Source organism: Halomonas heilongjiangensis (assembly GCF_002879645.1).
GTDB classification, from domain to species: domain Bacteria; phylum Pseudomonadota; class Gammaproteobacteria; order Pseudomonadales; family Halomonadaceae; genus Halomonas; species Halomonas heilongjiangensis.
Map to the genome: position 1 here is coordinate 1 of NZ_PNRE01000103.1, position 23,784 is coordinate 23,784.

Consider the following 23,784-nt stretch of genomic DNA (forward strand, 5'->3'; position numbering starts at 1 on the left):
CCCGCAGCCGATGCAGGTGGACCCGGCTCGCCGGACCGTTGATGTAGTGGGAGTGGCCACTCTCGGTGGCGATGCGCCCATCGAGGCTCTGGCCGAGCTGGGCGAGGGCCAGCCGACCGGGGTGGCTCACCAGGGGGGCCAGGCAGTCGAGCAGCTCCCTGGCGTCGTCCGCTACCGGGCCCGTAGCCTCCCAGCCGTCGTGGGTCAGGCGCAGGCGGTCCGGCGAGGCGGTGGCAGGCAGGGCGAGCGCCTGCCAGGCGTCATCGAGGGTCAGCAACGCATCGGGGGAGTGCATGCGGCCTCCGTGTCGGGAGCAGGAGATCATCATGCGCAGTTCCTCGAGCCGACGCAAAGTGCCTGGCGGCGAAAGGTCTCGACCCCGGAAGGAGAGCGCAATGCATCAGGTTGAACGGGCCATCTTCGATCTACGACGCGGCTTGCCGGTCCTGCTGCTCGCCGGCGAGGCGCGCGTGTTGGTGCAGGCCATCGAGGGCGCGGCCGAGGCGGCCGTGGCTCGCCTGGCCGAGGAGGCCGGCTCGACGCCGGCGCTGGTGCTGAGCCGGCATCGCCTGGCGCAACTGGGCGAGACCGAGGCGGCCACGCCATCGCGCCTGCCTTTGCCTGAATGGACCGACCGGCAGCGTCTGGCCGAGCTGGCCTTCGGGGCCCGGCCCGAGGAGCGGCTGGGCAGCGACGACCTGGCCCGCTGGCGGCGGGCACTCGAGCCGGCGGAGTCGGCCGATCGAGGGGCGCTGGCACTGATGCGCCGGGCGCTGTTGATCCCCGCGGCACTGGTGGCCCGGGTCGCCGACCCGCGGCGCCGTGCGGTGGAGGCCCTGGTGGCCGAGGGCACCCTGCTGGCGGTCGAGGCCGCGCCGGCCGAGCGCTGCCTGGAGGGCGGGCTCGGCATGCTCAAGCGGGTCAGCGAGGCGCATGTTCCCCTCGCCGATGCCTTCGACTGTCGCTTCGTGCTGTTCCGCGAACCGGACGGGCTGCGCGAGCACGTGGCGGTGGTGATCGGCGAGCCCGAGATCGGCGAGGTCGTGCCCCTGCGGCTGCACTCGGCCTGCCTGACCGGCGACCTGTTCGGCAGCCTGCGCTGCGACTGCGGCGAGCAGCTGCGCAACGCCGTCACCGAGATCGAGGCCCTGGGCGGTGGCGTGCTGCTCTACCTGGCCCAGGAGGGGCGCGGCATCGGCCTGGCCAACAAGCTGCGCGCCTATACCCTGCAGGACAGCGGCCTGGACACCCTGGACGCCGACCGGATCCTCGGTTTCGGCGACGACGAGCGGCACTACGGCGTGGCGGTGGACATGCTGGCCTCGCTGGGCATCCGCCGCGTGCAGTTGCTGACCAACAACCCCCGCAAGGTCGCGGCGCTGACCGAGGGGGGGATCGAGGTGGTGGCACGCCAGGCGCTCTACGGCAGCCTCAACGACCACAACCGGCGTTACCTCAGTGCCAAGGCGGAGCGCGCCGGCCACCTGCTGGACGGCGTGCTCAACGGCCACGAGGACGGCCCGCGTCGCTCCTGAGGTCGCTCAGCCTCGGATGCGGCCGGTGTCCATGGCCTGGGTCTCGCGCAGGATGCGGGCGATGCGCTTGCCGTAATGGGCCACCAGTCGACCGCCCAGTTCGGCGGTACCCAGCCGGGCATTGCCCACTACTCCCTCGGGGTGCAGGTCCTCGGCCAGCCAGGCGAAGGCGGCCTCGCCCTCGGGGGCCAGCAGCAGGCCCTGCTCGGCCATCGCTTCCCCGCGGGAACGAGGGTGGTCCAGCTGGTCGAGACGCACCTTGTGCGGGGCCAGATGACGCATCATGGCGGTTTCCAGGGCGCCGCCATGCAGGCCGTGGCGGAGTTCCTCGGCGGGCAGGCCACCGGCGGGAAGGGTGCCGGGTGGCGGCATGCGGGTGTAGTCGACCTTGACCACCATCATGCCGTGGTGGCGGCGCAGCCGGCGTCCGGCGAGGTCCATCACCGCCTGGTTGCCACCATGGCTGTTGATCAGCACCAGGCGATGCAGGCCGGCCCGGGCCACGGCGTCGCCGTGTGCCTCGAGGGTGGCGATGGCCAGCTCGGGGGAGAGGCTCAGGGTCCCGGGAAAGCTCAGGTGCTCGTCGCTGGCGCCCACCGCCATGGGCGGCAGGATCACCAGCGGGAAGCGCGCGGGAAGGTGGGTCAACGCCTCCTCGAGCAGCCCCTGGCCGATGTCCAGGTCGGTGGAGAGCGGCAGGTGGGCGCCGTGCTGCTCGATGGCGGCCATCACCATCACCGCCACGGCATTGCCCTGCAGGAATTCCATCTCGCGACTGGTGAGGTCCAGCCAGTGGGCCCATCCTGTCGGCTCGAGAGAGGGGGCGTCGCTCATGAGGTCTCCTTGATGCCGTGTCGGTCATCGCTGCGTCGTGCGTAGAGGTCGCCGGAGGCCAGGCCGTCGGCGCCCCGGGCCAGCCACTGCCGCGTGGCCGCCGGCGAGCGCCACTCCGGCCACAGGAAGCGACGTCCCTCACCGGCGATGGCGTTGAATCGATAATCGCCCAGCTCGACCAATCTCGCCACACAGGCCTCGGCGACCTCCAGGGCGCCGGCCACGAACTCCACCGATACGGCCGCGACTGGCTGGCCGAGCCCGGCCAGCACCTCGGCCTCGAAGCCCTCGACGTCGATCTTGCAGAAGCGCGGCAGCCCATGCTCGGCGATCAGCGCATCCAGGGTGGTCACTTGCACCCGCTGGCGCCGCTCCCAGCGTACGCCGCGAAAGCCGGGGTTGCGATCGCCGATGGCGTGACGCCACTCCCGGGCCAGGGTCGAGACCGTCGGCGTCGCCTCGCTCACCGCCAGCTCCGCCTCGCCGGCCTCGGCACCCACCGCCCAGGGCAGCAGGGTGACGCCACGGCGGCGGCCCACCAGCCGCTCGAGCCAGGGGGCGAGGGCCGGCTGGGGCTCCAGGGCGACGACCCGTGCGCCGAGCGCCTGGAAGGCCGCGGTGCGATCGCCCAGGTGGGCACCCACGTCGAACACCAGGTCGCCGGGGCCGACGAAGCCGACATAGAGCCGGCGCAGGCCACGCTGACGCCCCGGGCGCCAGTAGATCAGCAGCGACCGGGCCAGGCCGAGGCCCTGGCGCAGGCCTGCCGGCCAGGCGATGGCCGGCAGGGGCAGTCGTCGTTTCGGCATGGACATGGAGCCTCTCCCGGCACTCCCCAAGGGGTCTCACAGACAAGGCGTCTCACAGGCACAGTGTCGCTGCGGATCCACCCGCCTGCACGCCGATCGTCCTGGTAGGCGACCACCATGCCATATCGCTGGACTACGCTTTACATGCCAGCCTGTGCGGGGCCGGGGAGAGGACGTGCACGCCGGCGCGCATTCGATGACGGCGCGGCCGCGAGGCCGGGAGGGAGCATGAAGCGAGGGCATGTCACGATGGCGGGATGCCTGCTGGCGGGGCTCGGTCTGGTGCTGCCGGCGATGGCCTGGGAGCTGGAACGCGAGGCGAGTCGCATCGAACTGATCGGCACCGCCGACGGTCGCGAGGCGGTCACCCGGGTCGAGGCATTCGACGTCGAGCTCGAGGGCGACCCGGACGACCCCACCGACGGCAGCCTGGTGCTGACCCTGGACTCGGCGAGCATCACCAGCGGCAGCGCCATGGTCGATGAGATGCTGCATGGCCGGAACTGGTTCGACGTCGCATCCCACCCCGAGATCGTCTTTCGCAGCACCGCCATCCATGCGCCGGCCCCGGGCGAACTGCGTGTCGACGGCGAGCTCGAGGTGCTCGGCGAGACCTACCCGCTCGAGGTGCCCGTTGGCTGGGAGCGCGACGGCGAGCGAGTACGGGCCGAGGGGCGCCTGTCCCTGGACCGCACCGACTTCGATGTCGGCCGCGGCGCCTGGCGCTCCGAGGGCACGGTGAAGCACGAAGTGCACGTCGACTTCGCCTTCGAACTGGTGGCCCCGTGAGCCTCGCCCGGCGCGGCCGTATCGCCTGGCGCAACCACGCCGCCGGCTGGGGCCTGGTGCCGCGGCTGCTGCACTGGCTGGTCGCCGGCCTGGTGCTCTTCCTGCTGGGGCTGGGGCTCTACATGGGTGGGGTGGAGGACGTCTTCCGTCAGTTCGAGCTGTTCCAGCTGCACAAGTCGGTGGGGGTGGTGGTCTGGCTGCTGATGCTGCTGCGCCTGGGCTGGCGCCTGCGGGACCCGCCACCGCCGTCGCTGCCGGCCAGGGCCTGGGAACACCGCCTGGCGCGCTTGGTACATGGCCTCTTCTATGTCGTGCTGCTGGTCATGCCGATCACCGGCTACCTGATGGCCTCGGCCTCGACCCTGGAGATCCCGACCCGAATCTTCGGCCTCGTCGAGCTGCCGCACTTGCTGTCGCCCAGCGAGCGGCTGGAGACCGTCTTCTACACCCTGCACCAGTGGCTCGGTTGGCTGCTGATGCTCGGCATCGCCCTGCACCTGGGCGGCGCGCTCAAGCACCATGTCATCGACCGGGACGCGACGCTGCGGCGCATGCTGATCGGCCGTTGAGGGCGTCGCCCGTCATAGAGGAGGTTCGCCCGTGTTCACCCCCGTGATCCTGGCCGGCGGCGATGGCGTGCGGCTCTGGCCGCTCTCGCGCCGGCAGCGGCCCAAGCAGTTCCTGTCGCTGCTCGATGAGCGGAGCCTGCTGGGGCAGACCCTGGCGCGCCTCGAGGGACTCGAGGCGACGCCGCCCATCGTCATCTGCCACGAGGCGCATCGCTTCCTGGCCGCCGAGCAGCTGCGCCGGGCCGGGGCGGTGGGGGCGACCCTGTTGCTCGAGCCCGAGGGGCGCGGCACCGCGCCGGCCATCGCCCTGGCGGCGCTGCTCGCCGAGGCCGAGGGGCGCGACGGGCCGCTGCTGGTGCTGCCTTCAGATCACCATCTGCCCGACGAGGCGGCCTTCCGCTCCGCCCTGGGGGCCGCCGCGCGACTGGCCGGGCAGGGCCGGCTGGTCACCTTCGGGGTGGTGCCGATCCGCGCCGAGACCGGCTACGGCTATATTCGCGCCGGCGAGCCCCTGGGCGAGGCGGGCTTCAGTGTCGTCCGCTTCGTCGAGAAGCCCGATGCCGCCACCGCCGAGGCCTTCCTCGTCGCCGGCGACCACTACTGGAACAGCGGCATCTTCGTGCTGCCGGCGGGCGGCTATCTGGCGGCGCTCGGGGCCTTCGAGCCGGCCATGCTCGACGCCTGTCGCCGGGCCATGGCGGGCGCGGCGACCGACCTTGATTTCCTGCGCCCGGCGCCGGACGCCTTCCTGGCGAGCCCCGCCGGTTCCATCGACGTGGCGGTGATGGAGCGCACCGAGGCGGCGGCCATGGTGCCGCTGGCCGCGGGCTGGAGCGACATCGGCTCCTGGCAGGCGCTGTGGGAGGCGCTGCCCCGCGACGCCGACGACAACGCCCTGCGCGGCGACGTGGTCTGCGCCGCCAGCCACGGCTTGATGGTACATGCCGAGTCGCGGCTGGTGGCGGCCCTGGGGGTGGAGGACCTGGTGATCGTCGAGACCGACGACGCCGTGCTGGTGGCCGACCGCACCCGGGCGCAGGCGCTCCGCGGCCTGGTCGCCAGGCTCGAGGAGCAGGGGCGCGACGAGACCCGCCGCACGACCACGGTGTTTCGCCCCTGGGGCCACTACCAGAGCCTCGACGTCGGGCCGCGCCATCAGGTCAAGCACATCACCGTGCGGCCCGGTGCGCGGCTGTCGCGGCAGCTGCACCACCACCGCGCCGAGCACTGGGTGGTGGTCAGCGGCACCGCCCGGGTGACCCTGGACGACGAGACCTACCTGATAGGCGAGAACGAATCGACCTTCATCCCCGTCGGCCGGGTGCACTGCCTGGAGAATCCCGGCTCGGTGTCGCTGGAGCTGATCGAGGTGCAGTCCGGCAGCTACCTGGGCGAGGACGACATCGTGCGCCTCGACGACCGCTACGGGCGGGAGTGATGCGACTCGGTAACGCCGGAGCGACGGGGGCCGTCAGAGGTGCCCGCCCGCGAAACGGTCGCCCCGGGACGATCACGATCGATCATGGAAGGATGGCAGTGTGGCGTTGTGTACATAAAATAGACACCAATGTACGCTTGGGCTTTCTCCCGTACTTCCCCTGCAGTCCCGCCCCACAGAGAGCGTCTCGATGCGACCCGCCGATGACCACCACACCAAATGGAAAGGCTCCCGCGATGCCTGGCTCGATGCGGCCTTCGAATTGCTGCTCGAGTCCGGCGTGGATAGCGTACGGATCCTGCCGCTGGCCAAGCGGCTCAACCTCTCGCGGACCAGCTTCTACTGGTTCTTCAAGGACCGCGAGGCACTGCTGGACGCCTTGATCGAGCGCTGGCGCGAGAAGAATACCCAGGGCCTGGTGCGGCAGACCGAGGCCTATGCCGAGAACATCATCGAAGCGATTCTCAACGTCTTCGACTGCTGGCTCGATCCCGGGCTGTTCGACTCGCAGCTGGAGTTCGCGATGCGCAGCTGGGCGCTGCAGTCGGACGACGTGGCCCGGGAGATCGATGCCGCCGACGAGGCGCGCATCGAGGCGCTGACGCAGCTGTTCGTGCGACACGGCTACGCAGCGCTGGCGGCCAACGTGCGAGGCCGCACCATCTACCTCACCCAGATCGGCTATATCACGATGAAGACCCAGGAAGCGCTCGAGGTTCGCATGCGGCGCATCCCCGCCTATGTCGAGATCTTCACCGGGCAGACGCCGCAATCGCGAGAGCTGCAACGCTTCCATGCCCGGCATGGTTATGCGCCGGAAGGTGTCAGCCGGGAGGATGAGGAAATCGACAAGGAGGGGTGATCCTGCCGTGATCCACTTGCCGCTTTATGCGCCGCAGCAAGACCCCGGTGAATGACCTGGTCAATGCCCCCGTCAATCATCGTTCGCAGCCCCTCGGCCGTGGTGCCGTCATAGGCAATCAGCCGCTCCACCATGTCGCCATGGTCGGTACCTAGCCTTTCCAGCAGCAGGCTGCCGACATATCGTTCTCGTCGGAAATGTACATCAATGTACATATAGTGAACGATGGTGTACATTTGCCGTGAACGCTGTCAAGCGCATAACAAGAGAGAGGCCCGACCATGGCTAACGACCCGCTGCTGCAGCCCTTCCAGCTCAAGCATCTGACCCTGAAAAACAGGCTCATGATGACGTCCCACGAGCCCGCCTACCCCGAGGATGGCATGCCCAAGGCGCTCTACCGTGCCTACCACGTCGAGCGGGCCAGGGCCGGCCTTGGCCTGACCATGACCGCCGGGTCGGCGGCGGTAGCCAAGGACAGCCCGCCGGTGTTCAACAACATCCTGGCCTACAGGGACGAGGTGGTGCCGTGGATGCGTGAGCTCACCGACGCCTGCCATGAGCACGGCACCGCGGTGATGATCCAGCTGACTCACCTGGGTCGGCGTACCCGCTGGGACAAGGGCGACTGGCTACCGGCGGTATCGGCTTCTCATCGCCGTGAGGCTTCACACCGCGCCTTTCCCAAGCAGGTCGAGGAGTGGGACATCGAGCGCCTGATCCGTGACTACGCCGACGCTGCCGAGCGCATGCACGCCGCCGGCCTCGACGGCATCGAGCTGCAGGCCTATGGCCACCTGATGGACCAGTTCTGGTCGCCGCTGACCAATACCCTCGAGGGGCCTTACGGGGGCGATCTCGACAACCGGCTGCGCTTTACCTTCGACGTGCTGCGTGCCATTCGTCAGCGGGTCGGCGAGGCGTTCATCGTCGGGGTGCGCTATACCGGCGACGAGATGCTGCCGGGCGGGCTGACCGCCAACGATGGAATGGAAATCTCACGGCGCCTGAAGGAGAGCGGCCTGGTCGACTTCCTCAACGTGGTCCGCGGCCACATCGACACCGACGCCGGGCTCACCGACGTGATCCCCATCCAGGGCATGCCCAGCGCCCCGCACCTGGACTTCGCCGGAGAAATTCGTCGCCAGGTCGACTTCCCCACCTTCCATGGCGCCAAGATCCAGGACGTCGCCACCGCCCGCCATGCCATCGCCTCGGGCAAGGTCGACATGATCGGCATGACCCGCGCCCACATGGCCGACCCGCACATCGTGCGCAAGATCATGGAGGGGCGCGAGGAAGAGATCCGCCCCTGCGTCGGCGCCAACTACTGCCTCGACCGCATCTACCAGGGCGGTGCGGCCTACTGCATCCACAACGCCGCCACCGGGCGGGAAACCACCATGCCCCACACCATCCCCAGGGCCGCGCAGAAGCGTCGGGTGGTGATCGTCGGCGCTGGCCCCGCGGGGCTGGAGGCCGCCCGGGTCGCCGGCGAACGGGGCCATTCCGTGGTGGTGCTGGAAGCCGCCAGCGATGCCGGCGGGCAGGTGCGTCTCACGGCGCAGAGCGAGCGCCGCCGCGAGATGATGGGCATCATCGACTGGCGCCTGGCCCGCTGCGAGGCCCTCGGCGTCGAGCTCCGCTACAACGTCTGGGCCGAGGTCGAGGACGTGCTTGCCGAGCAGCCGGACGTGGTGATCGTGGCGACCGGCGGCTACCCCTTGGAAGACCAGCCCGAGGTCGGGCACGAGCTGGTGGTCAATACCTGGGATATCCTGTCCGGCCACGTCGCGCCGGGCAGCCGGGTACTCTTGTTCGATGACGCCGGCGATCATGCCGCCCTGCAGGCGGCGGAGATCATCGCCGCCACCGGGGCCGAGCTCGAGATCATGACGCCGGACCGCACCTTCTCGGCGGAGATCATGGCCATGAACCTGGTGCCCTACATGCGCGCCCTGCAGCGCCCCAACGTCACCTTCACCCCCACCTACCGGCTGAAGTCCGTGCAGCGGGAAGGCGGCGGGCTGCTCGCCAGGATCACCAGCGACTATGTCCCTCACGATCGGCACGACCTGGATCATGAGCGGCGCATCGACCAGGTAGTGGTCAACTACGGCATCACGCCGATGGCCGACATCTACTTCGAGCTCAAGCCGCATTCCAGCAACGGCGGCGAGGTGAACTATGACGATTTGATCGTCGGCCGGCCCCAGGCCGTCATTCGCAATTCCGGCGATGGTTTCCAGCTGTTCCGGATCGGCGATGCCGTCGCGTCCCGCAACACCCATGCGGCGATCTACGATGCCCTGCGGCTGGTCAAGGACCTGTGATAGGCGCGACGAGACACCGGGCCGGCTCTCGGTTGCTCGCCGACCAGGGGGTCAATAGAGCCGGAACGACTGATGCTCCGGGTGCCCCTGCTGCTGCTGGATCACCTTGCGGTAGCGCTTGTACTCCCACTGGTACTGGGCCGGGTCGAGGGCGATGGCGGCCTCCACGCAGGCGTTGACGCCGGTGGCGGAGACGGTCTCGTCGGTCGAGTAGACGCGCTCGTCGGCGGCGAGGAAGTGCAGCGCGAAGCCGCGGCCGGGCAGGCGCCTGGCCACCCCGGTGACCACCCGCGCCTCGGTGCGGGCGACCAGCTTGGGCAGCAGGGTGGCGGTATAGGCCGGGCGGTCGAAGAAGGGGGCGAAGACGCCGCTGCCCCAGGAGGGCTCCTGGTCGGGGAGGATGCCGATCGCCTCGCAGCGCTTGAGCGCCTTGAGCAGCGCCGCCACCCCACGGGGGTTGGTCGGCACCAGGCGCGCCCCCATGCGTTCGCGGCCCTGGCGGATCAGCGGGTCCAGGGCGTCGATCTTGGGCGGTTCGTACATGGCGGTGAAGGGGAAGTGGCTCGAGAGCCAGAAGTTGAGCACCTCCCAGTTGCCGAAATGCGGCGCCAGCACGATCACCCCGCGCCCCTCGGCGCGGGCGCCGTCGAGCAGCTCGCGGCCGTGGACCTCGAGGAGCGAGGCCTCGACCCGTGCGGGGGCGGCCATCCAGGCGAAGCCCAGCTCGAACATGGTGGCGGTGGAGTGCACGAGGCTGTCACGGGCGAGCGCGCGCCGGGCGGCCTCGCTGCGGTCGGGATAGACCTGGGCGAGGTTGACCTCGGTGACCTCGCGCTCGCGCCGGCTGAACCGGTGCACCAGCGGGCCGGCCAGGCGTGAGAGGCGCCACAGCGTCGACAGACGGCGGCCGGCCAGCGCGCGCCACAGGGTGGCGATGGCGCGGGACCGGGCGTTGCGGGAAGGGGACTCCGGTGCGGCCATGGTCAGACCAGCCAGGTGTCCACGTTGTCGGGGGCGCGCTGCTCCTGTAGCCCCTTGATGCCCTTGACGCAGCGGATGACCAGCCAGACCACGGCGGCGAGCCAGGTGACGAAGCCGATCAGCACCAGGGTCAGCACGGCGGACACGGCGAAGTACAGCACGGCCAGCCAGAAGGTGCGGATCTGGTAGCGGTAGTGCTCGTCGAGCCAGGCCGGGCCCCTGCCGCGGTAGACATAGGCGATGACCACCCCGACCAGCGCGGTCACACCGCCGGTCACGATGCCGGCCAGGTGCAGGGCGTAGACCACGATGGGCATGGTGGTGTCGGGTGGGCCGCCCTGTTCGGCGACGACTCGATCATCGTCATACTGCACATTATCGCTCATGGGTCGTCCCTGGGGTTCGAGTGACTGGTGCCAATGATACCGGCCGCCGGCGACATTGCCACCGGCAGCGCCCAACGGGAAGCGGGATCAGTCGGCGCCCGGCCGCCGTGGGCGGCTGATCTCGAGCAGGTTGCCGTCGGGGTCGCGCAGGTAGAGCGATTCGATCTCGCCGGTGGCGCCCTGACGCGCCACCGGGCCTAGTTCCACCTCGACGTCGAGCGCCTCCAGGTGCCGCTTGACCTCGTCCAGCGGCAGCAGGCTGCGCAGGCAGAGGTCGAGGCTGCCGGGGGTGGGGGTCGCCGCCTTGGGGCTCACGTCGGTGTCGGTCCAGTGCAGGCGCAGCGCCAGGTCGCCGAGCATCAGGTCGACGCGTTCGCGGTCGCGGTAGCGCACGTCGAGCCCCAGCACCCGGGAGTAGAAATCCACGGCGCGGGAAATGTCGGTCACGGTGATGACCAGGTGGTCCAGACCTGACAGCATTCACATCTCCTTGGAAGAGTGTACTGGCACAGAGGATACGATGATGCAGACCTGCCCGCTATGCGCATCTCGCGATACGCACCACTACCACCGCGATGCCCGGCGCGACTACCGCCGGTGTGCACGGTGCGAGCTGGTCTTCGTGCCGCCGGCAGGCCGGCTCGATCCGGCGGCGGAGCGGGCGGTCTACGATCAGCACGAGAACTCCCCCGACGACCTCGGCTATCGCCGCTTCCTGTCGCGGCTGTTCGAGCCGTTGCGCGAGCGCCTGCCTGCCGGGGCCCGCGGGCTCGATTTCGGTGCCGGCTCCGGGCCCACCCTGTCGGTGATGTTCGAGGAGGCCGGCCACCCCATGGCGATCTACGACCCCTTCTATGCGCCGGATCGTGAGGTGCTGGGGAGGGCGTACGACTTCATCACCGCCACCGAGGTGGTCGAGCACCTCTTCGAGCCGGGGCGCGAACTCGCGCGGTTGGCCGCCATGCTGCCCGCGGGGGGCTGGCTGGGGCTGATGACCAAGCGGGTCGCCTCGCGGGAGGCGTTCGCCGGCTGGCACTACATCCTCGACCCCACTCACGTGGCGTTCTTCAGCGAGGCGAGCTTCGCGTGGCTGGCCGGCCACCTGGGCATGAGCGTCGAGTTTCCCGCCGCCGACGTGGCACTGCTGCAGAAGCGGTAGATCATCCCGAATTTCCGGTCGTTCACCGAGCAAATTTCCGGGGCCGGCGGGCGTCGTCCACAAAGCGATTGACTTGGCGCCAGGCAGGCGTATGCTTCGCGCGCTCCCACGCTGCGTCGGCATCCTCGGGAGCCGCCGAACCCTGACCTCCGACAAGGCGCCGTCCGGCATTTTCTGCCACGCTTCTTCTTTTCATCTGCTGCTGTGAGGCCTGTTCATGTCGCGGCAACTGCTGGCCATGGCCCTGGCGCCCCTGCTGGGGCTGTTCATTCTCGGGATCGGCAACGGTTTCCTGGCGACCCTGATCACCCTGCGCCTGGACGCCGCCGGCGAGTCGCCGGTGGTGATCGGCTGGGTGTCGTCGGCCTACTTCATCGGCCTGGCGCTGGGGGCCATGTTCAACGACCGGCTGCTGCTGCGCATCGGCCATATCCGCGCCTACGGCAGCTTCGCCTCGCTGGTGGCGGTCACGGTGCTGCTCCAGGGGCTGTTCTTCGAGCCCTGGGCCTGGTTCGTGCTGCGCCTGATCGGTGGCTGGGCCACCGTGGGCGTCTACCTGGTGATCGAGAGCTGGCTGCTCACCGCCGGCGACCAGAAGGTCCGCGGCCGCCTGCTGGCGCTCTACATGATCTCGCTCTATGCCGCCGGGGTGGTCGGTCAGCTGCTGCTGGGCGTGACCGATGCCATGGGGGTGACCGCTCCCTTCATGGTGATCGGCATGCTGGCCTCGCTGTCGGTGCTGCCGATGGCGATGATCCCGCGGGTCTCGCCGCTGATCGAGCACGCCGAGCCGCTCTCGCCGATGCGGCTGATCACCCTGACGCCCACCGGGGTGATGGGCAGCTTCGGCTCGGGGCTCGCCGTGGCCGCGGTCTACTCCCTGTTGCCGCTCTATTTGCAGCGCGTCGGCCTGTCGGTGAACCAGATCGGCCAGATGATGGCGGTGGTGGTGCTCGGCGCCATGCTGCTGCAGTATCCCATCGGCCGCTGGTCCGACCGCCACGACCGCCAGATGGTGCTGATCCTGATCGGGGCCTTCTGTACCCTGATCTCCGCCGGCATGCTGTGGCTGCCGCTCAACACCTGGGTGCTCGCCGGGCTGCTGTTCCTGCTCGGCGGCGGCGTCTTCGCCCTCTACCCGGTGGCGGTGAGCCACGCCGCCGACCGTGCTCCGGCCGGTGCCCTGGTGCGCATGAGCCAGGGGCTGCTGCTGATCAATGCGGTGGGTTCCACCGTGAGCCCGCCGGTGATCTCGCCGGTGATGGCCGCGCTGGGCGATGCCGGCCTGTTCTGGGCCTTCGGTGCGCTGGGGCTCTTCCTGGTGGGCTTCTTCGCCTGGCGGCGCCGCGTGCGTCCGGCGCCGGTGCCGGTGGCGCCGTTCGCGCCCACCACGCCGATGTCGTCGATGGGCGCCGAACTCGCCGTGACCGGGGAGCTGATGCAGGGCGCCATCGACCACGAGCACAGGGAGGATCTCTCCGACGCCGTGCCCGAGGTGGAGGTGGCCGAGCCGCTGGTGGGCCCGCCGCCCCCCGATGAGCCGCATATCGTCTACTACGACGATGACGATAACGGCAGGCATCCGCCGCTCGACGACGATAGGGTGGAGCTGCAGGGCGTCGAACCCGACCCCTCCCGCGCCTGAGCCGCGCCGTCCATCCTGTCCATCACGCGCCCGATGCCTCGCATCGGGCGCTTTCTTTTGGTCGCGACCTAGGCATAATGGCTAACGGAAAATAGTGAATCTACTATCATCGTTATCATTTTTCCCAGAGGTGCCTGCATGATCCCTTTCGCCGCCCCCGTCCGTGACTTCCGCTTCGTGCTGGAGGAGTTGCTCGAACACGGATCGCTCGCCTTGCCCGGCTTCGAGGAGGCCAGCCCCGACCTCGTCGAGGCGGTGCTGGAAGAAGCCGCCAGGCTGGCCAACGAGGTGTGGGCACCGCTCAATGCCAGCGGCGATCGCCAGGGCTGTAGGCGTCGTGACGGCGGCGGTGTGACCCTGCCCGATGGCTTTATCGAGGCCTACCGTGCCTACGCCGAGGGGGGCTGGAACGGCATCGGCGTGTCCGAGGCACTGGGTGGCCAGGGCCTGCCCGAGGTGGTGGCCAGCGCCGTGCAGGAGATGCTCCACGGTGCCAACATGGCGCTGGGCCTGTGCCCCATGCTCACCGCCGGCGCCATCGAGGCGTTGGCCCATCACGGCAGCGACGCTCTCAAGGAGACCTACCTGCCCAGGCTCATCGAGGGCAGCTGGACCGGCACCATGAACCTCACCGAGCCCCAGGCCGGCTCCGACCTCTCTCGCGTGCGCACCCGCGCCGTCCCATGCCCTGATGAAGAGGGCGACCATTACCGCCTGTTCGGCCAGAAGATCTTTATCACCTGGGGCGAGCACGACGCCGCCGAGAACATCCTCCACCTGGTGCTGGCGCGCACCCCGGATGCCCCCGAGGGTAACCGGGGCATCTCGCTGTTCCTGGTGCCGAAGTACCTGGAGCCTGGGTCCCCGGTTGGCGCCGATGGCTCGCTCGGTGAGCGCAACGACGTGGTCTGTGCCTCCATCGAGCACAAGCTCGGCATCCACGGCTCGCCCACCTGCACCCTGAGCTTCGGCGAGCACGACGGCGCCATCGGCTATCTGGTCGGCGAGGAGGGGCGCGGGCTCAACCACATGTTCACCATGATGAACGAGGCGCGCCACAAGGTCGGCGTGCAGGGCATCGGGGTGGCCGAGCGCGCCTGCCAGCACGCCTTCGCCTATGCCCTGGACCGCGTGCAGGGCAAGGCGCGCGGCAGTGAGGCCACCATCAGCGAGCACCTGGACGTGCGCCGCATGCTGCTCTCGATGCGGGCCCGCACCGATGCCCTGCGGGCGCTGGCGCTCTACTGCGCCGCCCAGCTCGACGTGGCCCGTCACGCCGCCGACGACGCCGAGCGCGCCGCCGCCCAGGCGCGGGTCGAGGTGCTGATCCCGGTGGTCAAGGCGTTCTCCACCGATCAGGCCGTGGAGATCGCCTCGCTGGGCGTGCAGGTACACGGCGGCATGGGCTATATCGAGGAGACCGGTGCCGCCCAGCTGCTGCGCGATGCCCGCATCGCGCCCATCTACGAGGGCACCAACGGCATCCAGGCCCTCGACCTGGCCGGGCGCAAGCTGCAGCGCGACGGCGGCGCGGCGCTCACGAGCCTGATCGACGACGTCGAGGCCACCACCCAGGCGCTGGCGGCCAACCCCGCGCTGGCCGGCCTCGCCAGGTGCCTGGCCGCCGGCGTCGCCGACCTGCGTGCCGCCCTGGTCCTGGTGCTGGAGCAGGGCACCGACCCCGAGAGCGGCCCCGATGCCGTCCAGGCCTATGCCACCCCCTTCCTGGCCCTGGTCGGCCATGTGCTCTGCGCCTGGCAGATGGGCCGTGCGGCGCTGGTGGCCAGCGCCGCCGTCGAGGCCGGCAGTGACGATCCCTTCTATGCTGCCAAGCTGCAGAGCGCCGACTTCGCCATTCGTCAGTGGCTGCCGGTGGGCCGTGCCCAGCGGGCGGTGATCGAGGCCGGCATGGAGAGCCTCGCCGCCTTCGATGCCGCGGCACGCTGACTCGGGCCAGCGGCCCCCTCATCCGGGACCGCCCGCAGCAGACGGGCGGCCTGCACCTTCACCACCGACCCGCCAAGAGAGAGCCCGCATGACCACCTCGATCTTCGAACAGGGCCTGCCGCAGACGCCGGCCAACCATGTGGCACTATCGCCTTTGACCTTCATCGAACGCAGCGCCTCGGTCTATCCCGACTACCCGGCGGTGGTGCATGGTGACATCCGCCGCACCTGGGCCGAGACCTGGGCGCGCTGCCGGCGGCTCGCCTCGGCGCTGGAGCGGCGCGGCATCGCACCCGGCCAGACCGTGGCCGCCATGCTGCCCAACGTGCCGGCCATGTTCGAGGCCCACTTCGGCGTGCCGCTGGCGGGCTGCGTGCTCAACACCCTGAACATCCGCCTGGACGCCGAGGCGATCGCCTACATGCTCGAGCACGGCGAAGCGAAGGCGATCCTGGTCGACCCGGAGTTCGCCGGCGTGATCGAGCAGGCCGTGTCCGGGCTCGAGCACAAGCCGCTGCTGATCGACGTGGCGGATGCCCTCTACGAGGGCGAGGCCCGCCCCATCGGCGAGCTGGAGTACGAGGCGCTGCTCGCCGAGGGTGACCCGGCGTACGCCTATCGGCTACCCGAGGACGAATGGCAGGCGATCTCGCTCAACTACACCTCCGGCACCACCGGCAAGCCCAAGGGCGTGGTCTACCACCACCGCGGCGCCTACCTCAACGCGGTGAGCAACATCCTCGAGTGGGCCATGCCGCACCACCCGGTCTATCTCTGGACCCTGCCGATGTTCCACTGCAACGGCTGGTGCTTCCCCTGGAGCATCGCCGCCCGCGCCGGCGTGAGCGTCTGCCTGCGCCGCGTCGACCCGAAGACGATCATGAACCTGATCGCCGACGAGCGGGTGACCCACTTCAGCGGCGCCCCCATCGTGCTCAACGGCCTGGTCAACCTGCCCGACGAGCACAAGCGCGACTTCGATCATCCGGTGAAGGCCACCACCGCCGGCGCCGCGCCGCCCGCCTCGGTGATCGCCGGGGTCGAGACCATGGGCATCGAGGTGACCCACGTCTACGGCCTCACCGAGGTCTACGGCCCGGTGACCGTGTGTGCCTGGCGCGAAGCCTGGGACGAACTGCCTCTGGAGCAGCGGGCCAGGATCAAGGCCCGCCAGGGCGTGCGCTACCACATGCTCGAGGCGCTCTGCGTGGCCGATCCCGATACCCTGGCGCCGGTGCCCAAGGATGGCGAGACCATCGGCGAGATCCTGATGCGCGGCAACAACGTGATGAAGGGCTATCTCAAGAACCCGACCGCCACCGAGCAGGCCCTGCAGGGCGGCTGGTACCATACCGGCGATCTCGCCGTGTGGCATGCCGACGGCTACCTCGAGATCAAGGACCGCTCCAAGGACATCATCATCTCCGGCGGCGAGAACATCTCCACCATCGAGGTGGAGAGCGCCATCTACTCGCACCCGGCGGTGGAGGAGGCCGCGGTGGTGGCCAAGCCCGACGAGAAGTGGGGCGAGACCCCCTGTGCCTTCGTCAAGCTCAAGGCCGGCTTCGGGGAGGTCACCGAGGCCGACATCATCGCGCACTGCCGAAAGCACCTGGCCCGCTTCAAGGTGCCCAGGACGGTGGTCTTCAGCGAACTGCCCAAGACCTCCACCGGCAAGATCCAGAAGTTCGTGCTGCGCGAACAAGCGCGCAAGCAGTAAGCTGATTGCCGTTATTTTCCAGTGCTGCCAGTCCCTTTGGCTTGGTGGTGAATCTCCAGCGCTGGCGGTCCCTATGGGGTCAGACCCCGGCGGGGCCGGTGCGGCGGGAAAGGTGCACCATGACAGGCATGGTGACTTGGCTGGGGTCTGACCCCATAGGGGCCACACCGGCGGCGTGAACAAACGACATCACAGGAGAGTGCAAATGAGCCAACAACCGATCGGCGTGGTCGGCGCCGGAACCATGGGCGAGGGCATCGCCCAGGTGCTGGTGACCAGCGGCTTCGCGGTGCAGCTCTACGACGTGGCCGACGAACAGCTCGCTCGTGCCCGCGGCGCCATCGACAAGGGGTTGGGCAAGCTGGTGGCCAAGGAAAAACTCAGCGAGGCCGACAAGGGCGAGGCCATGGCACGCCTCTCGACCAGCACCGCGCTGGACGCCCTGCGCGACTGTGCGGTGATCATCGAGGCCGCTCCCGAACAGCCGGCGCTCAAGGAGAAGCTGTTCCGCGACCTCAGCCGCCTGACCCACGATGCGATACTCGCCTCGAACACCTCGTCGCTGTCGCTGACCCGGCTCGCGGCGGTGTGCGAGCGTCCCGAGCGGGTGGTGGGCATGCACTTCTTCAACCCGGTGCCGGTGCTCAAGCTGGTCGAGGTGATCCGCGCCGAGCAGACCTCTGATGCCACCGTGGAGCGCATCGAGGCGCTCACCCAAGCGCTGGGCAAGACCGCCGTGGCCATCGCCGATTCCCCCGGGTTCGCCGTCAACCGCCTGCTGGTGCCGATGATCAACGAGGCGGCCTTCCTGCTGCAGGAGGGGGCCGCCACCGCCGAGGACATCGACCAGTCGATGAAGCTGGGGGCCGCGCACCCCATGGGCCCGCTGGCGCTCGCCGACCTGATCGGGCTCGACGTCTGCCTGGCGATCATGGAGGTGCTGCAGCAGGGCTTCGGCGATCCCAAGTATCGCCCCTGCCCGCTGCTCAAGCGCATGGTCGCCGCCGGCTACCTGGGCCGGAAGACCGGCCGTGGCTTCCATGTTTACCAGTAGGAGCGCAGATTTTCTGCGCGATGGCGCCGCCAGGCGCCCCGGGAAGAGCGCCCAATGGCTGCGGCTTCCTTCCGCCATTCGCCATTAAGGGGATTGCCGACCTACCAAGCGTTCGCTAGGGTGAGTCGGTATCCCTTTCGACAAGAACGCAGTTAGCCAGGAGCTACCATGAGCGACAAACTGATCGAGGTCGTCGACAACGCCGGCGTCGTGCGCCTGACCATCACTCGTCCCAAGGCGCTGAATGCCCTCAACAGCGCCGTGCTCGGCGAGCTGGAGCACGTGCTGGTCGAGTTGGAGGGCCGCGACGACCTGCGCGCCGTGCTGATCACCGGTGCCGGCGAGAAATCCTTCGTCGCCGGCGCCGACATCGCCGAGATGCGCGACAAGACCCCGGAGCAGGCCCGTGACTTCGCCCGTGCCGCGCTTGCCACCTTCAAGCGGTTGGAGACCCTGCCGGTGCCCACCGTGGCCCTGGTCAACGGCTTCTGCCTGGGCGGCGGCTGCGAGCTGGCGCTGGCCTGCGACTGGGCGGTGGCCAGCGACAACGCGGTCTTCGGCCAGCCCGAGGTGCTGCTCGGCGTGATCCCCGGCTTCGGCGGCACCCAGCGCCTGCCGCGCCGGGTCGGCCCGGCCATGGCGCTCGACCTGTGCACCACCGGGCGCAAGATCGATGCCGCCGAGGCGCTGCGCATCGGCCTGGTCAATCGGGTGATGGCGCAGAGCGAGCTCGAGGCCTACGCCCAGGAGCTCACCCAGCAGCTCGGCGGTAACGGCCCGCAGTCGGTGCGCGCCGCCAAGCAGGCCATCCACGACGGTATGGACCAGGACCTCGACAGCGCCCTGGCGCTGGAGAACGCCCTGTTCGCCTTCTGCTTCGCCGGCGAGGAGCAGACCGAGGGCATGAGCGCCTTCGTCGAGAAGCGCAAGCCCAACTTCTGAGTGTCGAGATCCGCTTGGGACGAAACGGCAGTGGCGGCAGCGCCACTGCCTCGATACCCACTTTCGGGTCAGTGGCGAGGTGCTGTGCTTTCGCAACACTGAGGAGAAGCTGGCGACTAAAGCTGCCCCGAGAGCATTGTGGCCGGCAGCTTACGCCAGATCGAATAGCAGAATCTCCGATGCCTGCCTCCCCTTAACTTCGATAGGCTCGCCCGGCTGGAAGGCGGCGGCATCGCCGGCAGTAAGCGGTTGGCCGTTGATCTCGGCCTCACCGCGCGCTACGTGCAACCAAGCATGGCGTACCACTGGCGTCTCCTCCTGCTCGCCGGCATCGAACAGCCCGGCATAGAGGTTGACATCCTGGTTCACACTGATGGAGCCGTCACGCCCCTCCTGGGAGGCGACCAGGCGCCATTGCCCCTGCCGTTCCTGGGCAGGAAAGGCCTTCTGCTCGTAACTGGGGGCGATGCCGCGCTGCTTCGGCTCGATCCAGATCTGCAGGAAGTGGAGCTCCTCGCCGGGCGAGTTATTGAACTCGCTATGCAATACGCCCGTGCCGGCCGACATGCGCTGAACGTCACCAGAACGCATGATCGCCCCATTGCCCATGCTGTCCTTGTGGGCCATCTCCCCCACGAGCACATAGGAAATGATCTCCATGTCCTGGTGAGGGTGGGCACCAAAGCCTGCACCGCCCTGGACACGATCTTCGTTGATCACGCGAAGCTTTCGGAAGCCCATATGGTTGGGATCTAAGTAGTTGGCAAACGAGAAGGTGTGGCGGGAACGCAGCCAGCCGTAATCGGTATAACCGCGCTCATCGTCGCGTCGAAGGATCATTTTCGTCTCCTTTCCTGAAAGCGGGCAACGCCATGTCACAACCGGACAAGTTGCCCACTCATTCGTAGATTGACCGAGTGTTCGGAAAAAACGGCAAGGCCCGTCACTGACCGAGGCCTTGCCGATCGCAGACCATGTGGATATTGGTGATCATGACAAAAAGGTATTGATTACGGGGGCCTGCTGGCCCCTGATGCCGCATCTTGAGGTTGAATCCGTGACGTACCCCGAGGCTGGATGACGAGGGACGGCTGGAGAGGGGGGCAAGGGGATCGCGAGACAGTTTGCCCGATTGCTGTTGCGTGTTGTAGCCGCATCACGCCAGGACCGAGTGCTCCAAGCGTATGGTTGCTGGGCGCCAGTCAGTGACCGAGAGGCCGCTATGGCCCGCCTTCCCTCCGTCATCGCCTATCGCTCCGGGGGCAGTTTGTCAGCAATCTTGCTGATCTGCTTGATGCCGCAATGCAGTTCCATCCCGACCTCGGTCAAGCCGTATGTCGCCTTGGGTGGCACCTGTCTCTCGTAGCGTCGCCATACTAGCCCATCGTTTTCCATGCGTCTGAGGCGCTCGGTCAACACCTTCGGCGAGACGCCCTCGATGGAGGTCCGCAAGTTACCGAAGCGTAAAGGCCCTCCCTCGCCCAGCAACCAAAGTACCTGGAGGGTCCAGGCCCCTCCCAACAAGCCCCCCAGCCGCTCGAAGGGACAATCTTTCGCTAAGATTCCATTGTGTTGGGTGTGTTCGGAGGTGGTTTGCTGTGGGTTCGTGTCGTCATTCATGATCTTTTCGTGCTCTGTATGGCGTCTGATCCTGAGTCACCATTTGGTAACTTCTTCCGGCAGTGTCTATAGTCTCATTCTCGGCTTACCGGTCAGGAATGCCCCATTCGCGCTTGGCAGGTCGAACTAGACGATGATCTTGATTGTAGCCGGAGTTCTGCAACGCTGTCGTGCCATCGGTGAGCGATTTCGTGGCCAGGGCGAGAGGCATGGGGGTGCGGCCCCAGGTGATCGATGAGGGTCGGGTAGCACCCAGTCAGGCTTACCTGGGGGGAAGGATATGGAAGCCCCGCCATTCGATGTAAGAGATGAAAACGATTATCCGTTGAAATCACCGACTATTCTGAGAGACAGGGAGGCTTCTGCATGGTGAATACGATTCTCCGTAACGGCAGGATGGCGACCCTGGATCCTGCCAATCCCCGGGCCACGGCGGTGGCCATCAAGGACGGGATCTTCGAGGCGGTGGGCAGCGACGAAGCGATCATGAGGCTGAGGGGGCCGGCCACCGAGGTCATCGACCTCAAGGGGCATACCCTCATTCCCGGCCTGAATGACTCCCATACTCACGTTATCCGGGGCGGACTGCACTACAACATGGAGCTGCGCTGGGAGGGGGTGCCGTCGGTGGCTGATGCCTTGCGCCTGCTGAAGGTGCAGGCCGATCGCACGCCGCCATCGCAATGGGTCAGGGTCGTGGGGGGCTGGACCGAGTACCAGTTCGCCGAGCGCCGTATGCCGACCCTCGAGGAGATCAATGCCGCAGCGCCTGACACCCCGGTGTTCATCCTGCACCTCTATGACCGGGCCCTGCTGAATGCCGCCGCGCTGCGGGCGGTGGGGTTCACCAAGGACACCCCGGATCCTCCCGGTGGAGTGATTTACAAGGACCGCCAGGGCAATCCGTCCGGCCTGCTGATCGCCGAACCCAGCGCGCTGATCCTCTATTCCACCCTGGCCAAGGGGCCGACCCTGTCCTTCGAGGATCAGCTCAACTCGTCTCGGCACTTCCAGCGCGAACTCAATCGCCTGGGAGTGACCAGTGCCATCGATGCCGGCGGCGGGGGGCAGAACTATCCCGATGATTACCGGGTGATCGAAGAGCTGCACCGGCGTGGCGAGATGACCCTGCGCATCGCCTATAACCTCTTCGCCCAGGAGAAGGGCTCGGAGTTCGACGACTATCAGCGCTGGACGTCGATGGTGTCGCCGGGCGATGGCGATGCCATGCTGCATATGAATGGGGCGGGAGAGAATCTGGTGTGGTCGGCGGCCGATTTCGAGAACTTCCTACAGCCGCGGCCACGACTGTCGGCGGAGATGGATCAGGAGCTCGAGCGGGTGACCCGGCTGCTGGTCGAGCATCGCTGGCCGTTCCGCATTCATGCCACCTACGACGAGTCGATCGCCCGCTTCCTGGACGTTTTCGAGAAGGTGAACCGGGATACTCCCTTCGATGGCCTGCGCTTCATCATCGACCATGCCGAGACGATTCGCCCGGTCAGCATCGAGCGGGTAAAGGCGCTGGGAGGCGGCATCGCCATCCAGCACCGCATGGCATTCCAGGGCGAGTACTTCGTGGAGCGCTATGGGGCCACCGAGGCGCAGTTCACGCCTCCCATCACCGACATGCTGGCGGCGGAAGTGCCCGTGGGCGCCGGCACCGATGCCACCCGGGTGGCCAGCTTCAACCCCTGGGTGTCGCTGTACTGGCTGGTCACGGGCAATACCGTGGGCGGCCTGTCGCTGTATCCCGAGGAACGCCAGCTCGACCGGCAACTGGCGCTCTCCCTGTGGACCAAGGGCAGCGCCTGGTTCTCCGGGGAGCAGGCCGCCAAGGGCCATATCGCCAAGGGGGAGTATGCCGATCTGGCCGTCCTGTCGGCAGACTACTTTTTCATTCCCGCGGAGGAGATCAAGGATCTCAGCGCCGTCCTGACCATGGTCGGCGGCAAGGTCGTGCACGGTGATGGCGACTTCCGCTCCCTGGCCCCACCGCTGCCGCCGGCGAGTCCCGATTGGTCACCCGTCACCCTGCAGGGCCAACCCTCCCTGCATCGGCATGGCGCCGGGCAGGGGCACGCCTGTCTCGAGCACGCCCACCATCACCATCCGACCTGTGCTCATGTCCGCACCCCTCGGGATCCGTTCTGGGGCCCCTTCGGTTGCGGTTGCTTCGCCTTCTGAGCAGTGGCGATCGAGACACGACATACCCTATCAAGCCTACCGGATGAAATATCACAATGAGCAATCAGGCAGTACAAGCCGAGCAGGAGTGTAACTTCGAGCATCCCTGTGGTGCGATCGAGCTGTTGATCGAGCCCGTAGAGAAGAACCTGGGCAACTTTTCGGTCCGCCGCACCTTGCCGTCGGCCGAGAGGAAGATGGTGGGGCCCTGGATCTTCTTCGATCATATGGGCCCTGCCGACTTCTCTCCGGGGCAGGGCATCGATGTGCGGCCGCATCCTCACGTCAACCTGGCCACGGTGACCTATCTGTTCGAGGGGGAGATCCTGCATCGTGACTCCCTGGGCAGCCTCCAGTGCATCCGGCCCGGTGACATCAACCTGATGGTCGCCGGTCGCGGCATCGTGCACTCCGAGCGGGAGCGAGCGGAGGTGACACGCGTGCCGCATCGCCTCCATGGTCTGCAGCTGTGGCTGGCCTTGCCCGAGAAGGACGAGGAGGTCGATCCCGCCTTCTACCATTATCCCTCGAAGGACATTCCGGCCACCCTGGCCGGCGATGTCCCGGTGCGGGTCATGATGGGGTCGGCCTACGGGGTGACCTCGCCGGTCAAGACCTTCGCCGAGACGCTCTATGTGGAGGCCCATCTGCAGCCGGGGCAGACCCTCACCCTGCCGGACGCCGAGGACCGGGCGGTCTATGTGGCCAAGGGCGAGGTGCAGGCGCGAGATTCCGTCATCCCGGAGTACGCCATGGCCGTGTTTGGCCAGGAGACCGGCATCACCCTCGAGGCGGTGAGAGAGTCGCGGATTGCCATCATCGGGGGCGAGGCACTGGGTGAGCGCTTCGTCGAGTGGAATTTCGTGTCGAGTCGCCAGGAGCGGATCGAGCAGGCCAAGCGGGACTGGAAGTCGGGCGCCTTTCCCAAGGTCCCGGGGGATGAAAGCGAATACATTCCCTTGCCGGAGTAAGCC

21 protein-coding genes and 1 pseudogene are annotated in these 23,784 nt (G+C 68.0%); 14 read left to right on the forward strand and 8 right to left on the reverse strand.

Annotated features, from left to right (window positions below):
* Positions 1 to 295: pseudogene (locus C1H66_RS23100) on the reverse strand (RibD family protein); the annotation flags it as partial.
* 100 nt (positions 296 to 395) lie between these two features.
* Here C1H66_RS23100 and C1H66_RS21400 point away from each other — a divergent pair.
* Entirely contained in the window at positions 396 to 1,535 is a 1,140-nt protein-coding gene (locus C1H66_RS21400; protein ID WP_102629895.1) for a GTP cyclohydrolase II, read from the forward strand.
* A 6-nt stretch (positions 1,536 to 1,541) separates the two neighbouring features.
* On the opposite strand, the gene C1H66_RS21405 is transcribed toward C1H66_RS21400, so the two are convergent.
* Both C1H66_RS21405 and C1H66_RS21410 read right to left on the reverse strand, forming a co-directional pair.
* Complete coding sequence (locus C1H66_RS21405; protein ID WP_102629896.1) at positions 1,542 to 2,369, reverse strand: creatininase family protein; 828 nt, start codon at positions 2,367 to 2,369, stop codon at positions 1,542 to 1,544.
* A complete protein-coding gene (locus C1H66_RS21410) occupies positions 2,366 to 3,184 on the reverse strand; it encodes an FkbM family methyltransferase (RefSeq protein WP_240618424.1) in 819 nt (272 codons plus the stop codon). The genes C1H66_RS21405 and C1H66_RS21410 overlap by 4 nt, the downstream gene beginning before the upstream one ends.
* Before the next feature lie 222 nt (positions 3,185 to 3,406).
* Here C1H66_RS21410 and C1H66_RS21415 point away from each other — a divergent pair, with 222 nt between their 5' ends.
* The 5 genes from C1H66_RS21415 (at position 3,407) to C1H66_RS21435 (ending at position 9,169) form a co-directional block, all read left to right on the forward strand.
* Complete coding sequence (locus C1H66_RS21415) at positions 3,407 to 3,967, forward strand: YceI family protein (RefSeq protein ID WP_170064212.1); 561 nt, start codon at positions 3,407 to 3,409, stop codon at positions 3,965 to 3,967.
* Positions 3,964 to 4,536 (forward strand): cytochrome b, encoded by a 573-nt coding sequence (locus tag C1H66_RS21420; protein ID WP_170064213.1) that lies wholly within the window; start codon positions 3,964 to 3,966, stop codon positions 4,534 to 4,536. The genes C1H66_RS21415 and C1H66_RS21420 overlap by 4 nt, the downstream gene beginning before the upstream one ends.
* Before the next feature lie 31 nt (positions 4,537 to 4,567).
* Complete coding sequence (locus C1H66_RS21425; protein WP_205738722.1) at positions 4,568 to 5,974, forward strand: mannose-1-phosphate guanylyltransferase/mannose-6-phosphate isomerase; 1,407 nt, start codon at positions 4,568 to 4,570, stop codon at positions 5,972 to 5,974.
* Between the two features lie 190 nt (positions 5,975 to 6,164).
* A complete protein-coding gene (locus C1H66_RS21430) occupies positions 6,165 to 6,836 on the forward strand; it encodes a TetR/AcrR family transcriptional regulator (protein ID WP_102629899.1) in 672 nt (223 codons plus the stop codon).
* Positions 6,837 to 7,117: 281 nt separating this feature from the next.
* Positions 7,118 to 9,169, forward strand: a complete 2,052-nt coding sequence (locus C1H66_RS21435) for an NADH:flavin oxidoreductase (protein ID WP_102629900.1) — start codon at positions 7,118 to 7,120, stop codon at positions 9,167 to 9,169.
* Between the two features lie 51 nt (positions 9,170 to 9,220).
* On the opposite strand, the gene C1H66_RS21440 is transcribed toward C1H66_RS21435, so the two are convergent.
* From C1H66_RS21440 to C1H66_RS21450, 3 genes are all read right to left on the reverse strand, one after another.
* Positions 9,221 to 10,150, reverse strand: coding sequence for a lysophospholipid acyltransferase family protein (locus tag C1H66_RS21440; RefSeq protein ID WP_102629901.1), 930 nt, complete (start codon positions 10,148 to 10,150; stop codon positions 9,221 to 9,223).
* A 2-nt stretch (positions 10,151 to 10,152) separates the two neighbouring features.
* A complete protein-coding gene (locus C1H66_RS21445; protein ID WP_102629902.1) occupies positions 10,153 to 10,536 on the reverse strand; it encodes a DUF4870 family protein in 384 nt (127 codons plus the stop codon).
* An 87-nt stretch (positions 10,537 to 10,623) separates the two neighbouring features.
* Complete coding sequence (locus C1H66_RS21450) at positions 10,624 to 11,016, reverse strand: VOC family protein (RefSeq protein ID WP_102629903.1); 393 nt, start codon at positions 11,014 to 11,016, stop codon at positions 10,624 to 10,626.
* Positions 11,017 to 11,056: 40 nt separating this feature from the next.
* On the opposite strand from C1H66_RS21450, the gene C1H66_RS21455 reads away from it, so the two are divergent.
* The 6 genes from C1H66_RS21455 to C1H66_RS21480 all read left to right on the forward strand — a co-directional run bounded on the left by C1H66_RS21455 (position 11,057) and on the right by C1H66_RS21480 (position 19,003).
* The gene (locus C1H66_RS21455; RefSeq protein ID WP_102629904.1) at positions 11,057 to 11,695 is read left to right on the forward strand and encodes a class I SAM-dependent methyltransferase; all 639 of its coding nucleotides are present in this window, start codon (positions 11,057 to 11,059) and stop codon (positions 11,693 to 11,695) included.
* Between the two features lie 217 nt (positions 11,696 to 11,912).
* Positions 11,913 to 13,340 carry an MFS transporter gene (locus C1H66_RS21460; RefSeq protein WP_102629905.1) on the forward strand — a complete coding sequence of 476 codons (1,428 nt, stop codon included), beginning with the start codon at positions 11,913 to 11,915 and terminating at the stop codon, positions 13,338 to 13,340.
* A 138-nt stretch (positions 13,341 to 13,478) separates the two neighbouring features.
* Positions 13,479 to 15,287 (forward strand): acyl-CoA dehydrogenase, encoded by a 1,809-nt coding sequence (locus tag C1H66_RS21465; protein ID WP_102629906.1) that lies wholly within the window; start codon positions 13,479 to 13,481, stop codon positions 15,285 to 15,287.
* 88 nt (positions 15,288 to 15,375) lie between these two features.
* Positions 15,376 to 17,007, forward strand: a complete 1,632-nt coding sequence (locus C1H66_RS21470) for an acyl-CoA synthetase (RefSeq protein WP_102629907.1) — start codon at positions 15,376 to 15,378, stop codon at positions 17,005 to 17,007.
* 205 nt (positions 17,008 to 17,212) lie between these two features.
* Positions 17,213 to 18,061 carry a 3-hydroxybutyryl-CoA dehydrogenase gene (locus C1H66_RS21475; protein WP_102629908.1) on the forward strand — a complete coding sequence of 283 codons (849 nt, stop codon included), beginning with the start codon at positions 17,213 to 17,215 and terminating at the stop codon, positions 18,059 to 18,061.
* 168 nt (positions 18,062 to 18,229) lie between these two features.
* A complete protein-coding gene (locus C1H66_RS21480) occupies positions 18,230 to 19,003 on the forward strand; it encodes an enoyl-CoA hydratase-related protein (protein ID WP_102629909.1) in 774 nt (257 codons plus the stop codon).
* 150 nt (positions 19,004 to 19,153) lie between these two features.
* Here the strand turns inward: C1H66_RS21480 and C1H66_RS21485 are convergent, their stop codons facing one another.
* Both C1H66_RS21485 and C1H66_RS21490 read right to left on the reverse strand, forming a co-directional pair.
* The gene (locus C1H66_RS21485; RefSeq protein WP_102629910.1) at positions 19,154 to 19,843 is read right to left on the reverse strand and encodes a pirin family protein; all 690 of its coding nucleotides are present in this window, start codon (positions 19,841 to 19,843) and stop codon (positions 19,154 to 19,156) included.
* A gap of 408 nt (positions 19,844 to 20,251) precedes the next feature.
* The gene (locus C1H66_RS21490; protein WP_102629911.1) at positions 20,252 to 20,623 is read right to left on the reverse strand and encodes a winged helix-turn-helix transcriptional regulator; all 372 of its coding nucleotides are present in this window, start codon (positions 20,621 to 20,623) and stop codon (positions 20,252 to 20,254) included.
* Positions 20,624 to 20,989: 366 nt separating this feature from the next.
* On the opposite strand from C1H66_RS21490, the gene C1H66_RS21495 reads away from it, so the two are divergent.
* Both C1H66_RS21495 and C1H66_RS21500 read left to right on the forward strand, forming a co-directional pair.
* Positions 20,990 to 22,810 (forward strand): amidohydrolase, encoded by a 1,821-nt coding sequence (locus C1H66_RS21495; RefSeq protein ID WP_102629912.1) that lies wholly within the window; start codon positions 20,990 to 20,992, stop codon positions 22,808 to 22,810.
* Positions 22,811 to 22,866: 56 nt separating this feature from the next.
* Complete coding sequence (locus C1H66_RS21500; RefSeq protein WP_102629913.1) at positions 22,867 to 23,781, forward strand: pirin family protein; 915 nt, start codon at positions 22,867 to 22,869, stop codon at positions 23,779 to 23,781.
* Positions 23,782 to 23,784 lie beyond the last annotated feature (3 nt).

Bases quoted from the DNA above. Each gene is read 5' to 3' on its own strand.
- C1H66_RS21400 (WP_102629895.1), top strand. From the start codon at position 396: ATGCATCAGGTTGAACGGGCCATCTTCGATCTACGACGCGGCTTGCCG.
- C1H66_RS21405 (WP_102629896.1), bottom strand. From the start codon at position 2,369: ATGAGCGACGCCCCCTCTCTCGAGCCGACAGGATGGGCCCACTGGCTG.
- C1H66_RS21410 (WP_240618424.1), bottom strand. From the start codon at position 3,184: ATGTCCATGCCGAAACGACGACTGCCCCTGCCGGCCATCGCCTGGCCG.
- C1H66_RS21415 (WP_170064212.1), top strand. From the start codon at position 3,407: ATGAAGCGAGGGCATGTCACGATGGCGGGATGCCTGCTGGCGGGGCTC.
- C1H66_RS21430 (WP_102629899.1), top strand. From the start codon at position 6,165: ATGCGACCCGCCGATGACCACCACACCAAATGGAAAGGCTCCCGCGAT.
- C1H66_RS21435 (WP_102629900.1), top strand. From the start codon at position 7,118: ATGGCTAACGACCCGCTGCTGCAGCCCTTCCAGCTCAAGCATCTGACC.
- C1H66_RS21440 (WP_102629901.1), bottom strand. From the start codon at position 10,150: ATGGCCGCACCGGAGTCCCCTTCCCGCAACGCCCGGTCCCGCGCCATC.
- C1H66_RS21445 (WP_102629902.1), bottom strand. From the start codon at position 10,536: ATGAGCGATAATGTGCAGTATGACGATGATCGAGTCGTCGCCGAACAG.
- C1H66_RS21450 (WP_102629903.1), bottom strand. From the start codon at position 11,016: ATGCTGTCAGGTCTGGACCACCTGGTCATCACCGTGACCGACATTTCC.
- C1H66_RS21455 (WP_102629904.1), top strand. From the start codon at position 11,057: ATGATGCAGACCTGCCCGCTATGCGCATCTCGCGATACGCACCACTAC.
- C1H66_RS21460 (WP_102629905.1), top strand. From the start codon at position 11,913: ATGTCGCGGCAACTGCTGGCCATGGCCCTGGCGCCCCTGCTGGGGCTG.
- C1H66_RS21465 (WP_102629906.1), top strand. From the start codon at position 13,479: ATGATCCCTTTCGCCGCCCCCGTCCGTGACTTCCGCTTCGTGCTGGAG.
- C1H66_RS21470 (WP_102629907.1), top strand. From the start codon at position 15,376: ATGACCACCTCGATCTTCGAACAGGGCCTGCCGCAGACGCCGGCCAAC.
- C1H66_RS21475 (WP_102629908.1), top strand. From the start codon at position 17,213: ATGAGCCAACAACCGATCGGCGTGGTCGGCGCCGGAACCATGGGCGAG.
- C1H66_RS21480 (WP_102629909.1), top strand. From the start codon at position 18,230: ATGAGCGACAAACTGATCGAGGTCGTCGACAACGCCGGCGTCGTGCGC.
- C1H66_RS21485 (WP_102629910.1), bottom strand. From the start codon at position 19,843: ATGATCCTTCGACGCGACGATGAGCGCGGTTATACCGATTACGGCTGG.
- C1H66_RS21490 (WP_102629911.1), bottom strand. From the start codon at position 20,623: ATGAATGACGACACGAACCCACAGCAAACCACCTCCGAACACACCCAA.
- C1H66_RS21495 (WP_102629912.1), top strand. From the start codon at position 20,990: ATGGTGAATACGATTCTCCGTAACGGCAGGATGGCGACCCTGGATCCT.
- C1H66_RS21500 (WP_102629913.1), top strand. From the start codon at position 22,867: ATGAGCAATCAGGCAGTACAAGCCGAGCAGGAGTGTAACTTCGAGCAT.